This window comes from Steroidobacter flavus, assembly GCF_042651805.1.
Taxonomy (GTDB): domain Bacteria; phylum Pseudomonadota; class Gammaproteobacteria; order Steroidobacterales; family Steroidobacteraceae; genus Steroidobacter; species Steroidobacter flavus.
The window spans coordinates 970,681-983,958 of sequence record NZ_JBHSDU010000001.1 but is presented as its reverse complement, the minus strand read 5'-3'; the positions used below and the strand labels follow the sequence as shown (position 1 = coordinate 983,958).

General features: G+C 61.8%; 14 protein-coding genes and 1 tRNA gene. All 15 read left to right on the top strand.

All coding sequences use genetic code 11. From position 1 onward, the window contains the following. Positions 1 to 96 precede the first annotated feature (96 nt). The 15 genes from tpiA (at position 97) to nuoL (ending at position 13,277) form a co-directional block, all read left to right on the top strand. A complete protein-coding gene (gene tpiA, locus ACFPN2_RS03960) occupies positions 97 to 855 on the top strand; it encodes a triose-phosphate isomerase (RefSeq protein ID WP_380595185.1) in 759 nt (252 codons plus the stop codon). Positions 856 to 871: 16 nt separating this feature from the next. Then, entirely contained in the window at positions 872 to 1,288 is a 417-nt protein-coding gene (secG, locus tag ACFPN2_RS03955; RefSeq protein ID WP_380595183.1) for a preprotein translocase subunit SecG, read from the top strand. Between the two features lie 30 nt (positions 1,289 to 1,318). Then, positions 1,319 to 1,403: transfer RNA gene (locus ACFPN2_RS03950), tRNA-Leu, on the top strand. 225 nt (positions 1,404 to 1,628) lie between these two features. Beyond that, positions 1,629 to 1,985, top strand: coding sequence for an NADH-quinone oxidoreductase subunit A (locus tag ACFPN2_RS03945; protein WP_380595181.1), 357 nt, complete (start codon positions 1,629 to 1,631; stop codon positions 1,983 to 1,985). Next, a complete protein-coding gene (locus tag ACFPN2_RS03940) occupies positions 1,976 to 2,479 on the top strand; it encodes a NuoB/complex I 20 kDa subunit family protein (RefSeq protein WP_129778973.1) in 504 nt (167 codons plus the stop codon). The genes ACFPN2_RS03945 and ACFPN2_RS03940 overlap by 10 nt, the downstream gene beginning before the upstream one ends. A 28-nt stretch (positions 2,480 to 2,507) precedes the next feature. Continuing rightward, positions 2,508 to 3,227, top strand: a complete 720-nt coding sequence (locus tag ACFPN2_RS03935; RefSeq protein ID WP_380595178.1) for an NADH-quinone oxidoreductase subunit C — start codon at positions 2,508 to 2,510, stop codon at positions 3,225 to 3,227. Positions 3,228 to 3,235: 8 nt separating this feature from the next. Next, positions 3,236 to 4,489 carry an NADH-quinone oxidoreductase subunit D gene (locus tag ACFPN2_RS03930; RefSeq protein ID WP_380595176.1) on the top strand — a complete coding sequence of 418 codons (1,254 nt, stop codon included), beginning with the start codon at positions 3,236 to 3,238 and terminating at the stop codon, positions 4,487 to 4,489. After that, positions 4,486 to 5,076, top strand: coding sequence for an NADH-quinone oxidoreductase subunit NuoE (gene nuoE, locus ACFPN2_RS03925; RefSeq protein ID WP_380595174.1), 591 nt, complete (start codon positions 4,486 to 4,488; stop codon positions 5,074 to 5,076). The genes ACFPN2_RS03930 and nuoE overlap by 4 nt, the downstream gene beginning before the upstream one ends. A 35-nt stretch (positions 5,077 to 5,111) precedes the next feature. After that, a complete protein-coding gene (gene nuoF / locus ACFPN2_RS03920; RefSeq protein WP_380595172.1) occupies positions 5,112 to 6,446 on the top strand; it encodes an NADH-quinone oxidoreductase subunit NuoF in 1,335 nt (444 codons plus the stop codon). 11 nt (positions 6,447 to 6,457) lie between these two features. Continuing rightward, positions 6,458 to 8,638, top strand: coding sequence for an NADH-quinone oxidoreductase subunit NuoG (gene nuoG, locus ACFPN2_RS03915; protein ID WP_380595170.1), 2,181 nt, complete (start codon positions 6,458 to 6,460; stop codon positions 8,636 to 8,638). A gap of 38 nt (positions 8,639 to 8,676) precedes the next feature. Beyond that, complete coding sequence (gene nuoH, locus ACFPN2_RS03910) at positions 8,677 to 9,696, top strand: NADH-quinone oxidoreductase subunit NuoH (protein WP_380595307.1); 1,020 nt, start codon at positions 8,677 to 8,679, stop codon at positions 9,694 to 9,696. A gap of 19 nt (positions 9,697 to 9,715) precedes the next feature. After that, positions 9,716 to 10,207: an NADH-quinone oxidoreductase subunit NuoI gene (gene nuoI, locus ACFPN2_RS03905; protein ID WP_380595168.1), complete on the top strand. Its 492-nt coding sequence runs from the start codon at positions 9,716 to 9,718 to the stop codon at positions 10,205 to 10,207. Positions 10,208 to 10,209: 2 nt separating this feature from the next. Then, positions 10,210 to 10,833 (top strand): NADH-quinone oxidoreductase subunit J, encoded by a 624-nt coding sequence (locus tag ACFPN2_RS03900; RefSeq protein WP_380595166.1) that lies wholly within the window; start codon positions 10,210 to 10,212, stop codon positions 10,831 to 10,833. Beyond that, positions 10,830 to 11,135 (top strand): NADH-quinone oxidoreductase subunit NuoK, encoded by a 306-nt coding sequence (gene nuoK / locus ACFPN2_RS03895; RefSeq protein ID WP_129649173.1) that lies wholly within the window; start codon positions 10,830 to 10,832, stop codon positions 11,133 to 11,135. Before ACFPN2_RS03900 ends, nuoK begins: the two co-directional genes overlap by 4 nt. An 18-nt stretch (positions 11,136 to 11,153) precedes the next feature. Further along, a complete protein-coding gene (gene nuoL / locus ACFPN2_RS03890) occupies positions 11,154 to 13,277 on the top strand; it encodes an NADH-quinone oxidoreductase subunit L (protein WP_380595163.1) in 2,124 nt (707 codons plus the stop codon). The last annotated feature ends 1 nt before the right edge of the window (position 13,278 follow it).

The following is a 13,278-nucleotide window of genomic DNA, read 5'->3' as shown; positions in this document are numbered from 1 at the left end:
CCGCGTGTTTCCGTTTGATTTCGCACTGACTCGCCGCTAAGCTTCCGCGCCCTTCGCAGGGGGCGGCCCGAAGACCCAACTGTGGAGGTAACGCCGATGCGCCGGCCATTCATCGCCGGGAATTGGAAGATGCACGGCTCGCGCGCACAGAACGCCGAGTTGATCGAAGGCCTGCTGCTGGGGTTACCCGGGCAAGTGCCGGTCGATATCGCCGTGTGTCCGCCCAATGTCTACCTCTGGGAAGTGGGGCGGTTGCTGAAGGATTCGATCGTGAAGCTGGGCGCGCAGTCATGCTGTGCCGAGTCGATCGGTGCGTTCACCGGCGAGGCCTCGGCGGCCATGCTGAAGGATGTCGGTTGCACGTATGTGATCGTGGGCCACTCCGAGCGGCGGACGATTTACCGCGAGGACGACGCGCTGGTGGCGCGTAAGTTCCTGGCGGCGCAAGCGCAGGGTCTGATCCCGATCCTCTGCGTCGGCGAAACGCTGGAAGAGCGGGAAAAAGGGCAGACCATGCAAGTGGTCTCCCGGCAGTTGAAAGCGGTGTTGGATGTGGCGGCCCCGGGCGCGCTCCAGCAGGCGGTGCTGGCGTACGAGCCGGTCTGGGCGATCGGCACGGGCAAGAACGCGACGCCGGAGCAGGCGCAGGCAGTTCACGCACATATTCGCGCCGAGGTCGCGGCTCGTGATGCTAATATCGCGGCCCGTTTGCAGGTGCTATACGGCGGCAGCGTGAAAGCTGGCAATGCGAAGGAGATCTTCGCGATGCCGGATGTCGACGGTGGACTGATCGGTGGCGCGTCGCTGAAGGCGGATGAGTTCTTGAAGATTTGCGCGGCGGCCCAGGCTCACTAGAGCGGAATTGAATCGTATGAACTGGTTACATTCGGCGGTGGTGATTATTCACCTGTTGATCGCCGCGGCCATTGTGGCGCTGGTGTTACTCCAGCGAGGCAAGGGCGCCGATGCGGGCGCCGGCTTCGGCGCGGGCGCGTCGGGCACCGTGTTCGGTGCTCGTGGCTCGGCGTCGTTCCTGTCGCGTACGACGGCAACGCTCGCGGCGCTGTTCATCGCGACCAGCCTGGGGCTGGCGTATATGGGCGGTCGTGCGCCGGCCGCGCCGAAGAGCGTGATCGATCGTGTGAATCTGCAGGACAAGGCACCGGAGTTACCTGCGACCACGCCGGCGGCACCGCCTGCGACCGGTCAGACGACGGACAATCAGGCGGTCGAAAAATCCTCAGAGCCGGCACCTCAACCGGCCCCGAGCGAACCGCCCAAACAGTAAAAGCGAGCAAGCTCGAAAGTCGATTCAAGTGCGGCTGTGGTGGAACTGGTAGACACGCTACTTTGAGGTGGTAGTGGAGCAATCCGTGGAGGTTCGAGTCCTCTCAGCCGCACCAGTTTTTTCTTTGCGGAAATCCTCAACCCAAGCGGCCCGATTGGGTTGGTCTTGCGACCGGCGCAGGATTCGCCGGTAGGGTAGTCGAGACGCCCGGTTCGGGTTTATCTCCTTAGGGTTCATGCATTAAGAAGGCTGCCTTCGTGCAATTCTTATAGAACCCTTTTCGGACCGTCCTGATACAATGCGCGCCGCCGCCGGACCCGGCGCGTCAGCAGCTTACGCGATGTTGCAGAACTACGTTCCCATCCTGATCTTTCTGGGCGTGGCCGCCGTGCTCGGCTCCGTGCTCATCGGTCTGGGCTTCCTGCTCGGCCCCCGCAAACCCGACGCCGAAAAACTCTCCGCTTACGAGTGCGGCTTCGAGGCCTATACCGATACGCGCATGAAATTCGACGTGCGCTATTACCTGGTGGCGATTCTGTTCATCGTGTTCGATCTGGAAATCGCCTTCTTGTTCCCGTGGGCGGTCGCGCTCGACGCGGTCGGCATGGTCGGCCTCGCCGCCATGGGTGTGTTTCTGCTGATTCTGGTGGTGGGCTTCGTGTACGAGTGGAAGAAGGGGGCGTTGGAATGGGATTGACGGCGCCCACGGCGGAAACGCCGGATGCCGCGGTAACTCAACGCGGCTTCATGACCACCACGGTCGACTCGCTCATGAACTGGGCGCGCACCGGCTCGATGTGGCCGATGACTTTCGGTCTCGCTTGTTGTGCCGTCGAAATGATGCACGCGGGCGCGGCTCGCTATGACTTGGACCGCTTCGGCGTCGTGTTTCGCCCCAGCCCGCGTCAGTCCGACGTGATGATCGTGGCGGGCACGCTGGTGAACAAAATGGCGCCGGCGCTGCGTAAGGTCTACGACCAGATGCCCGAGCCGCGCTGGGTGATCTCGATGGGTTCCTGCGCCAACGGCGGCGGTTATTACCATTACTCGTATGCGGTAGTGCGCGGCTGCGACCGGATCGTGCCGGTCGATGTGTACGTGCCGGGCTGCCCGCCGAGTGCCGAAGCATTGCTGTACGGCATCCTGCAATTGCAGAACAAGATCCGCCGCACCAGCACGATCGCTCGCTGACGCGAGCATTGGATTTAGCGAGAACCGGATGAGTTCACGTACCGAGACATTGGCCTCGCGACTGACGGCGCGCTTTGCTCAAGAGCTGCGGCCGCTGCCGGCGTTGCCTAACGAAGTCGCGTTCGAAGTCGACGCGGTGAATCTGCTCGCCGTCTGCAAAGAGCTGCGCGACAACGCCGAGTTCGGCTTCGAGCAATTGATCGATCTGGCCGGCATCGATTATCTCGATTACGGCCGTGAAGAGTGGAACACGCTGGCATCCACTGCCACCGGTTTCAGCCGCGGCGTGAATCGCATCAAGGAGCATGTGAGCGAGCAGACGACGAAGCCGCGCTTCGCTGTGACTTATCAGCTGCTCTCGATTGCAAACAACTGGCGCCTGCGTCTGCGCAGCTTCACCAACGAAGGCGAGCCGCCGGTGATCGATTCCGTGTTCGACATCTGGAACGCCGCCAACTGGTTCGAGCGCGAAGCGTTCGATCTGTACGGCATCATGTTCCGCAATCATCCGGACCTGCGCCGCATCCTCACCGACTACGGCTTCATCGGCCATCCGTTCCGCAAGGACTTCCCGCTGATCGGCAACGTCGAAGTGAAGTACGACCCCGCCAAGGGCCGCGTCGTGTATCAGCCGGTGAGCATCGAGCCGCGTACGCTCGTGCCGCGGGTCATTCGCGAAGACAACCGTTACGACCGCGTGCTCAAGGAAGTGCCGGTCGGCGCAGACGCTTCGCCCGCCAATCGCTAACAGTCGCCATGGCAGATATTCACAATTTCACTCTGAACTTCGGCCCGCAGCATCCCGCCGCGCACGGCGTGTTGCGCCTGGTGCTGGAGATGGACGGCGAAGTCATCCAGAAGGCCGATCCGCACATCGGTCTGTTGCATCGGGGCACCGAGAAGCTGGCTGAGTCCAAGCCGTTCAATCAATCGATCGGCTACATGGATCGTCTCGACTACGTGTCGATGATGTGCAACGAGCACGCGTACGTGATGGCGATCGAGAAACTGCTCGGCATCAAGGTGCCGGAGCGCGCCCAATACATCCGCGTGATGTTCGATGAGATCACCCGCATCCTGAATCACTTGATGTGGCTCGGCGCGCACGGCCTCGACATCGGCGCGATGACCGTCTTCCTGTATGCGTTCCGTGAGCGCGAAGACCTGATGGACTGCTACGAAGCGGTGTCGGGCACGCGCATGCATGCGACTTACTATCGTCCGGGCGGCGTGTATCGCGACCTGCCGGATTCGATGCCGAAGTATCAGCCGTCGAAGTGGCGCTCGCAGGCCGACGTGGATCGTCTCAACGAGCGTCGTCGCGGCAGCATGCTCGACTTCATCGACGACTTCGTGGCGCGCTTCCCGGCGAACGTCGACGAATATGAAACATTGCTCACCGACAACCGCATCTGGAAACAGCGCACGGTGAACATTGGCGTCGTGACGCCGGAGCGTGCTCTGCAGCTCGGCTTCACTGGCGCGATGCTCCGCGGTTCCGGCATCGAGTGGGACCTGCGTAAGAAGCAGCCGTATGAAGTGTACGACCGCATGGATTTCGACATCCCGGTCGGCGTGAACGGCGATTGTTACGACCGTTATCTGGTGCGCATCGAAGAGATGCGTCAGTCGAACCGCATCATCAAGCAGTGCGTCGACTGGCTGCGCGCCAATCCCGGCCCGGTGATGCTCGACGATCACAAGATCTCCGCGCCCAAGCGCGAAGAGATGAAAGGCGACATGGAGTCGCTGATTCATCACTTCAAATTGTTCACCGAAGGTTACTGCGTGCCGGCGGGCGAGACCTACGCCGCCGTGGAAGCGCCGAAAGGCGAATTCGGTATTTATCTGGTGTCCGACGGTGCCAACAAGCCGTATCGCGTGAAGTGTCGCGCGCCGGGCTTCGCACATCTCGCTTCGCTGGAGGAGATGGTGAAGGGCCATTTGCTCGCGGACGTGGTGGCCGTGATCGGCACGCAGGACATCGTATTCGGGGAAGTTGACCGATGAGCGGCACGCAAGATCCAGGCTCCAACGACGGCGGCAAGAGCGCGCCGGAGCTGGACGAAATCGACACCGGCAACGTCGCCCACGACGCGCCTCATGGCGCATACAAAGGCGTGCTCTCCGAGCATGCCCGTCATGAGATCGATCATTGGCTGACGAAGTTCCCGCCGGATCGCAAGCGCTCGGCGGTGATCGCCGCGCTGCGCGCCGTCCAGCACGACATCGGCGGTTATCTCACCAAGGAATCGATGGACGCGGTCGCCGAGTACATCGGCCTGCCTCCGATTCAGGTGTACGAAGTCGCGACGTTCTATTCGATGTTCGAGACCAAGCCGGTCGGCCGTCACAGCATCTCCGTGTGCACCAACATCTCCTGCATGTTGTGCGGCGGCGAAGACATGCTGTCGCACGTCGAGAAGCGCCTCGGCATCAAGGTGGGCGAGAGCACACCGGACGGTCGCTTCTTCCTGAAGCGCGAAGAGGAATGCCTGGCCGCGTGTAACAACGCGCCCATGATGATGGTCGACCACGTGTACTACGAGAATCTCACGCCCGAGAAGATCGACGAGATTCTGGATCGGCACAAGTAACGCTCGCCACGCGATACACCTAGCCATCGCCAATCATGACTGACGAATCAAACAAACTGCTGTTGGGCAAGTACGCGAGCAACTTCGTGTGCTTCGCGACGCTCGGTAAGGACAAGCCGTCGTCGATCGATACCTATCGGAAGACGGGCGGCTATGAAGTGTGGGAGAAGATCCTGCGCGAGAAGCCCACGCCCGAATCCATCATCGAACAGGTGAAGGCGTCCGGCCTGCGTGGCCGCGGCGGCGCGGGCTTTCCCACCGGTATGAAGTGGAGCTTCATGCTCCCGAGCAAGGCGCCGCAGAAATACGTCGTCTGTAACTCGGACGAGAGCGAGCCTGGCACCTGCCACGACCGCGACATCCTGCGTTACAACCCGCACGCGTTGATCGAAGGCATGGCCATCGGCGGTTACGCGATGGGCGCCACCGTTGGTTACAACTACATCCGCGGCGAGTTCCTCGATGAGCCGGTACCGCGTTTCGAAGAAGCCTTGAAAGAAGCGTATGCCGCGGGCCTGCTCGGCAAGAATCTGCTGGGCTCGGGCGTGAACTTCGATCTGTATTCGTTCGTCGGCGCGGGCGCGTATATCTGCGGCGAAGAAACCGCGCTGCTCGAGTCGTTGGAAGGCAAGCAGGGCCGGCCGCGCTTCAAGCCGCCGTTCCCGGCGAACTTCGGTTTGTATGGGAAGCCGACCACGATCAACAACACGCAGAGCTATGCGTCGGTGCCGACCATCCTGCGCAACGGCCCGAAGTGGTTCACCGATCTGGGGGTGCCGAATGCCGGCGGCACCATGATCTTTTCGATCTCCGGTCACGTGAACAAGCCGCAGAACATCGAGCTGCCGCTCGGTATTCCGTTCAAGGATCTGCTGGAGATTTGCGGCGGTGTTCGCACCGGTCACAAGTTGAAGGCCGTGATCCCGGGCGGTGTGTCCGTTCCGGTCGTGCCCGCCGAGGCAATGATGGCGGCCACGATGGATTACGACGGCGTGCGCAAAGCCGGCTCGAGCCTCGGCACCGGCTCGATGATCGTGATGGACGACTCGACCTGCATGGTCAAGGCGCTCGAGCGCATCTCCCGTTTCTATTACGCCGAGTCGTGCGGTCAGTGCACGCCGTGCCGCGAAGGCACCGGCTGGATGAACCGCCTGTTGAAGCGAATGCTGGCGGGCCAAGGCAAGAAGTCGGATCTGGACATGCTGGTCGACGTCGCCAACAAGATCGAAGGCCATACCATTTGCGCCTTCGGCGATGCCGCCGCGTGGCCGGTGCAGAGCTTCATGAAGCACTTCCGGCACGAGTTCGAATACATGATCGAGCATGGTCACAGCATGGTCGACAAAGACCGCCGCCAGCAGGCCGCCTGAGAGACCGAAGCATGAGTGACGAGGTCAACATTGAAGTCAACGGCGTGCCGATGAAGGCGCGCAAGGGTCAGATGGTGATCCAGGTGACGGACGCGAACGACGTGTACGTCCCGCGTTTCTGTTATCACGAGAAACTGCCGATCGCCGCCAACTGCCGCATGTGCCTGGTGGAAGTGGAGAAGGCGCCGAAGCCGATGCCGGCCTGCGCGACTCCGGTCGCCGAAGGCATGAAGGTTTTCACCAAGTCGCCGAAAGCCATCGCCGCGCAGCGCGCCGTGATGGAGTTCCTGCTGATCAATCATCCGCTCGACTGCCCGATCTGCGATCAGGGCGGCGAATGTGAGTTGCAGGATCTGGCGATGGGCTTCGGCCGCGACATCTCCCGCTACAGCGAGCGTAAGCGCGTCGTCAAAGACAAGAACCTCGGCCCGCTCGTGTCCACCGACATGACCCGCTGCATTCACTGCACCCGCTGCGTGCGCTTCACGCAGGACGTGCAGGGCTTCCAGGAACTGGGCACCGTCGGCCGCGGCGAAATGACCGAGATCGGCACGTTCATCGAGAAGAGCGTCGATCACGAGCTCTCTGCCAACATCATCGATCTGTGCCCGGTCGGCGCGTTGAACAACAAGCCGTACCGTTATCGCGCGCGTGCCTGGGAAATGACTCAGCATCCGCTGATCTCTCCGCACGACGCCGTCGGCACCAACATCTATGCACACGTGCTGCGTGGTCGCGTGATGCGCATCGTGCCGCGTGCCAACGAGGACGTGAACGAGACCTGGATCGCCGACCGCGATCGTTTCAGCTATCAGGGCATCTACAGCGAAGATCGTCTGTTGAAGCCGTCGATTCGCGAGAACGGCGTGCTCCAGGAAACCGATTGGGAAACGGCGCTGCAGAAAGTCGCCGAGAAGCTGGGCCGCATTGCCAAACAACATGGCGGCGGACAGATCGGCGCGCTTGCTTCGCCGAACTCGACGCTCGAAGAGCTGCATCTGCTCGCGCGCGTCACGCGTGGCCTGGGCAGCGCGAACCTCGATCATCGTCTGCGTCGCAGTGACTTCCGCGACGACGCGAGCGATCCGTTGTTCCCGTCGCTCGGCGTGGCGATTAAAGATCTTGAGACAGCCAACTCGGTGTTGGTTGTTGGGTCGAACATTCGCAAGGAAGTGCCGCTGCTCGCGCATCGCATCCGTAAGGCTGCGCTGAAGGGCGGGAAGGTGTCCTTCATCAACGCGCAGCGTTACGACTATCTGTTCCCGGTCGCGGGTTATCTCCCATCGAACGGCATCGGCTCGCTCGATCATCTGGTTGCTGTGGCCGCTGCGGCCATCAACGCGAGTGGCAAGTCCGCGCCGGCATCGATTGCGTCGTTGGTCGGTCAAGCTCAACCGAACGACACGCACAAAGCCATTGCTCAGCAGCTGAGCGAAGGCGAGCGTCGTTTGATCCTGCTCGGTGCGATTGCTCAACGCGATCCGGCCTTCGCCGATCTACGTCTGGTCGCGAGCGCGCTGGCCGAAGTCACGGGCGCAACGCTCGGTTATCTGCCGGAAGGCGGCAATGCCGTAGGCGCGCACATCGTTGGCTTCCTGCCGGGGCGTTCGATCGGCGGCCAAGCCGTTTCAGCGCCCGGCCTGAATGTCGCCGACATGCTGGCGGCCAAGCTCAAGGCGTACATCGTGTTTGGCGCCATCGAGCCGAAGCTCGATATCGCTGCTGAGGCGGCGAGTGCGGCGTTTGAAGCTGCGGAGTTCGTCGTCGCATTGTCGCCGTATTCGACGGCGGCTCAGTTTGCCGATGTCGTGCTGCCGATCGGCACGTTCGCCGAAACGGCTGGCACGTATGTGAATCTCGAAGGTCGCTGGCAGAGCGTGCCGGGCGCGGCGTCGCCGGTGGGTGAGTCGCGGCCGGGTTGGAAGGTTCTGCGCGTGCTGGGCAATCTGCTCAACCTGCCGGGCTTCGAATACACCGCGGCAGACCAGGTCACGGCGGACATTCGCGAAGCCCTCGATGAAAGTGGCGCGTTCACGGCGAAACCAGTGACTCGCACGTTGCAGGCGAAGGCGGCGGGCGCTCCGGTCGTGCGTGACGTTCCCATCTATCAGGTCGATGCGATGGTTCGTCGCTCGTCGGCATTGCAGAACACGCGTGAAGGTCGCGAAACCGTGCGAGGGCAGAACGCGTGAACGGTGTTCCTGAGTTTGTAAACACGCTACTGCCATTCCTGCCGGAATGGATTCGCGCCGTGGTGTTCTACGGCGTGGTCGCGTTGATCCTGTTCATCAGCGTCATTCTCACGATGGCGTTTCTCACGCTCGCCGAGCGTCGCGTCATCGGCTCGATCCAGGCCCGCATCGGTCCGAATCGAGTCGGGCCGGGCGGTTTGTTACAGCCGTTCGCGGACGTGTTGAAGCTGATGCTGAAGGAAATCGTCATTCCTTCGGCTTCGAACAAGTTCCTGTTCATCATCGCGCCGCTGCTGGCCGTAATTCCCGCGCTCGCTGCGTGGGCCGTCGTTCCTTTGTGGCCGGGCTTCGCGGTCGCCGACATCAACGCAGGCTTGTTGTATCTGCTCGCGCTGAGCTCGGCCGGTGTGTACGGCGTGATCCTCGCGGGTTGGGCGACCAACTCGAAGTACGCGTTCCTGGGCGCGATGCGCGCCGCCGCGCAGATGGTCGCTTATGAAATCGCCATGGGCTTCGCGCTCGTCGGTGTCGTGATGGCCGCCGGCTCGCTGAATCTCGGCGAGATCATCGAGAAGCAGCAGGGCGGTTACTTCAGCTATTTCTTCTGGTGGATGATTCCGCTGTTCGTCGTCTATTTCATTTCGGGCGTGGCTGAAACCAACCGCGCGCCGTTCGACGTGGTGGAAGGCGAATCGGAAATCGTCGCCGGCTTCCACGTCGAGTACTCGGGCATGGCGTTCGCCGTGTTCTTCGTCGCCGAGTACGTGAACATGATCCTGATCTCGGCGCTGACCTCGATCTTCTTCTTCGGCGGCTGGCTGTCGCCATTCGAGGGTTATCCGCTGCCGGCCTTCCTGACCGCGCCGGGCTTCCACTGGTTGTTCCTGAAGCTCTCGTTCTTCCTGTTCTGCTACCTGTGGTTCCGTGCGACGTTCCCGCGTTATCGCTACGACCAGATCATGCGGCTGGGCTGGAAGGTGTTCATCCCGGTCACGCTGGTGTGGCTGGCGGTGCTGGGCGTGTTCTTCGCCTACGACATCGGGCCCTGGTCCAAGTAAGGCGAGCCAAGAGATAGCCATGAAAACGCCTGCTAGTTTTTTCAAGACGTTCTTCCTGACCGAGCTGCTGGTCGGCCTGTACGTGACGATGCGTCAGTTCGTCGCGCGCCCGAACATCACGGTGCAGTACCCGGAAGAGAAGACCCCGCAATCGCCTCGCTATCGCGGCCTGCATGCGCAGCGTCGTTATGCGAACGGCCAGGAGCGCTGCATCGCCTGCAAGCTGTGCGAAGCGGTGTGCCCGGCGCTGGCGATCACCATCGAGTCCGATGTCGCGGCCGACGGCACCCGCCGCACCACGCGTTACGACATCGATCTGTTCAAGTGCATCTTCTGCGGCTTCTGCGAGGAAGCCTGTCCGGTCGATGCCATCGTCGAGACCCGTATCCATGAGTACCACATGGAGAATGTCGGCGAGAACATCATGACCAAGGACAAGCTGCTGGCCATCGGCGATCGCTACGAAGCCATGATCGCGGCCGACAAAGCTGCCGATGCGAGATACCGCTAGTCATGTCCATCACTGAAATTCTTTTCTACGCGTTCTCCGGCGTGCTGCTGGTGTCAGCCGTCGGCGTCATTTCCTCGCGCAATCCGGTGCACGCGGCGTTGTTCCTCGTGTTCTCGTTTTTCAACAGCGCCGTGTTGTGGATGCTGCTGGAAGCGGAGTTCCTCGCCATCGTGCTGGTGCTCGTGTACGTCGGCGCCGTGATGGTGTTGTTCCTGTTCGTGGTGATGATGCTCGACATCAACGTCGCGCAAGTGAAGGAGGGCTTCACGCGCTACGCACCGCTGGGCATTCTGATCGCGCTGATCGTCGTCGCCGAAATCGGCAGCGTCGTGTACGTGAAGAGCCTCGGTCAGGAAGTGACGCCGGTGACGGCGGTCGCCGCGCAAGAGGGTTACAGCAACACCGGCGCGCTCGGTGAGCTGCTCTACAGCAAATATCTGTATCCGTTCGAGCTCGCGGCAGTGATTCTGTTGCTCGCCATCGTGGCCGCGATCGTGCTGACCATGCGTAAGCGCGCCGGCCTCAAGCAGCAGGACGTCGGTGCGCAGGTGTCGGTGCGTGCTCAGGACCGCATCCGCATCGTGAAGATGCCTCCGGTGATCGAGGCAGGGGAGAAGCAGTCATGATTTCCCTCAACTTCGTGTTGATGCTGGCGGGCATTCTGTTCGCGCTCAGCGTCGCCGGCATCTTCCTGAACCGGAAGAACGTGATTCTGCTGCTGATGTGCATCGAGCTGATGCTGCTGGCGGTGAACTTCAACTTCATCGCGTTCGCGCGCCAGCTCGGCGACCTCGGCGGGCAGGTGTTCGTGTTCTTCATCCTTACGGTCGCGGCCGCCGAGTCGGCCATCGGTCTCGCCATCCTGGTGGTGCTGTTCCGTGAGCGTAAGAGCATCAACGTCGAACAGCTCGACACGATGAAAGGCTAGTCGCCGGATTAACAAGAAATGATCTCGCAATCCGTACTCCTGACCATCGTTCTCGCACCGCTGCTGGCGGCCATCCTCGCTGGCATCGCCGGCAAGGTCATCGGCCGCGCCGGTGCTCATACCGTCACCATCGCCGGCGTCGCCATCGCGTTCGGCCTGTCGGCATACGTGCTGAAGCTGTTGCTCGTCGACGGCGCGCCCATCGTCAATCAGACCGTCTACACCTGGCTGGTGAGCGACGGCATTCGCATGGAAGTCGGCTTTTTGATCGACAACCTCAGCGCCATGATGATGACCGTGGTGACCTTCGTGTCGCTGTGCGTGCACGTCTACACCATCGGCTATATGAAGGACGACCCCGGTTATCAGCGGTTCTTCGCCTACATCTCGCTGTTTACCTTCTCGATGTTGATGTTGGTCATGTCCAACAACTTCATGCAGCTGTTCTTCGGCTGGGAAGCGGTGGGTGTGGTGTCGTACCTGCTGATCGGCTTCTGGTACACGCGCCCCTCGGCGATCTTTGCGAACCTGAAGGCGTTCCTGGTCAACCGCGTCGGCGACTTCGGCTTCGTGCTCGGCATCGCCGGCGTCGCGTACTACACCGGCTCGCTCGACTACGCGACCGTGTTCAACGCGCGCGACGCCATCGTCGCCAACACGATGACCATTTTCCCGGGCGTGGAATGGCAGGCGATCACGGTCGTTTGTATCTGCCTGTTCGTCGGCGCGATGGGTAAGTCGGCGCAGGTGCCGCTGCACGTGTGGCTGCCGGACTCGATGGAAGGCCCGACCCCGATCTCGGCGCTGATCCACGCGGCCACCATGGTGACCGCGGGCATCTTCATGGTGGCGCGTATGTCGCCGCTGTTCGAGCTGTCTGAAATGGCGTTGTCCTTCGTGCTGGTCATCGGTGCGACGACGGCGTTCTTCATGGGCCTGCTCGGTTTGGTGAACAACGACATCAAGCGCGTGGTCGCGTACTCGACGCTCTCGCAGCTCGGCTACATGACGGTGGCGCTCGGTGTGTCCGCTTACGCTGGCGCGCTGTTCCATCTGATGACGCACGCGTTCTTCAAGGCGCTGCTGTTCTTGGCCGCGGGCTCGGTGATCATCGGCATGCATCACGAGCAGGACATGCGGAAGATGGGCGGCCTGAAGAAGTACATGCCCATCACGTATTGGACGTCGGCGATCGGCACGCTCGCGTTGATTGGCTTCCCGGGCACGTCGGGCTTCTTCTCGAAGGACGCGCTGATCGAAGCGGTGCACGCTTCTCACATTCCGGGCGCGACCTACGCGTACTGGTGTGTGTTCCTCGGTGTCTTCATCACCGCGTTCTACAGCTTCCGTCTGGTGTTCATGACGTTCCACGGTCCGGAGCGCTTCCGCGAGGTGTCGCATGAGTCTCATGGTGAGAGCAACAGCACGCACCTGACGAGCGATGCGGATGCCGGTCATGAGCCTGATACGCATGACGATCATGGCCACGCGGCTGCCGGCGCACACGCCACTGCGCATGGTCACGACGATCACGCGAAGCATGACGATCACGGTCATCACGGCCCGGTCGAGCCGCACGAGTCGCCGTGGGTTGTCACGTTGCCGCTGATCCTGCTGGCGATTCCGTCGCTGTTCATCGGCGCATTCACGATCGGCCCGATGCTGTTCGGCGATTACTTCAACGGCGTGTTGTTCGTGAGCGAAGAGCACAACGTGCTCGGCCACATCGGCGAAGAGTGGCACGGTCCGCTGATGTTCATCGTGCACGCGATGAAGCAGCCGCCGGTGTACCTCGCGTTCGCGGGCTGGGCGCTGGCGTGGTTCCTGTACGTGAAGCGTCCGGATCTGCCGGCCGTGATCGCGGGCAAGTTCGCGGCGCTGTATCAGTTGTTCGCCAAGAAGTTCTACTTCGACGAGATCTATCAGGCCGTGTTCGCGAAGGGCAGCGTCGGTCTCGGCACCGCGCTGTGGCGCGTGGGTGACGTGGCGATCATCGACGGCGCGGCGGTCAATGGCTCGGCGCGGGCGGTCGGCTGGTTGTCGGGCGTCATGCGCCGGATCCAGTCCGGCTATCTGTATCACTACGCGTTCGCGATGATCATCGGATTGTCCGTGCTGCTGGCGTGGTATGTGCTGCGGTAAT

Bases quoted from the DNA above. Each gene is read 5' to 3' on its own strand.
- nuoG (WP_380595170.1), top strand. From the start codon at position 6,458: ATGAGTGACGAGGTCAACATTGAAGTCAACGGCGTGCCGATGAAGGCG.
- ACFPN2_RS03940 (WP_129778973.1), top strand. From the start codon at position 1,976: ATGGGATTGACGGCGCCCACGGCGGAAACGCCGGATGCCGCGGTAACT.
- nuoK (WP_129649173.1), top strand. From the start codon at position 10,830: ATGATTTCCCTCAACTTCGTGTTGATGCTGGCGGGCATTCTGTTCGCG.
- nuoF (WP_380595172.1), top strand. From the start codon at position 5,112: ATGACTGACGAATCAAACAAACTGCTGTTGGGCAAGTACGCGAGCAAC.
- ACFPN2_RS03900 (WP_380595166.1), top strand. From the start codon at position 10,210: ATGTCCATCACTGAAATTCTTTTCTACGCGTTCTCCGGCGTGCTGCTG.
- tpiA (WP_380595185.1), top strand. From the start codon at position 97: ATGCGCCGGCCATTCATCGCCGGGAATTGGAAGATGCACGGCTCGCGC.
- secG (WP_380595183.1), top strand. From the start codon at position 872: ATGAACTGGTTACATTCGGCGGTGGTGATTATTCACCTGTTGATCGCC.
- ACFPN2_RS03935 (WP_380595178.1), top strand. From the start codon at position 2,508: ATGAGTTCACGTACCGAGACATTGGCCTCGCGACTGACGGCGCGCTTT.
- ACFPN2_RS03945 (WP_380595181.1), top strand. From the start codon at position 1,629: ATGTTGCAGAACTACGTTCCCATCCTGATCTTTCTGGGCGTGGCCGCC.
- nuoI (WP_380595168.1), top strand. From the start codon at position 9,716: ATGAAAACGCCTGCTAGTTTTTTCAAGACGTTCTTCCTGACCGAGCTG.
- nuoL (WP_380595163.1), top strand. From the start codon at position 11,154: ATGATCTCGCAATCCGTACTCCTGACCATCGTTCTCGCACCGCTGCTG.
- nuoE (WP_380595174.1), top strand. From the start codon at position 4,486: ATGAGCGGCACGCAAGATCCAGGCTCCAACGACGGCGGCAAGAGCGCG.
- ACFPN2_RS03930 (WP_380595176.1), top strand. From the start codon at position 3,236: ATGGCAGATATTCACAATTTCACTCTGAACTTCGGCCCGCAGCATCCC.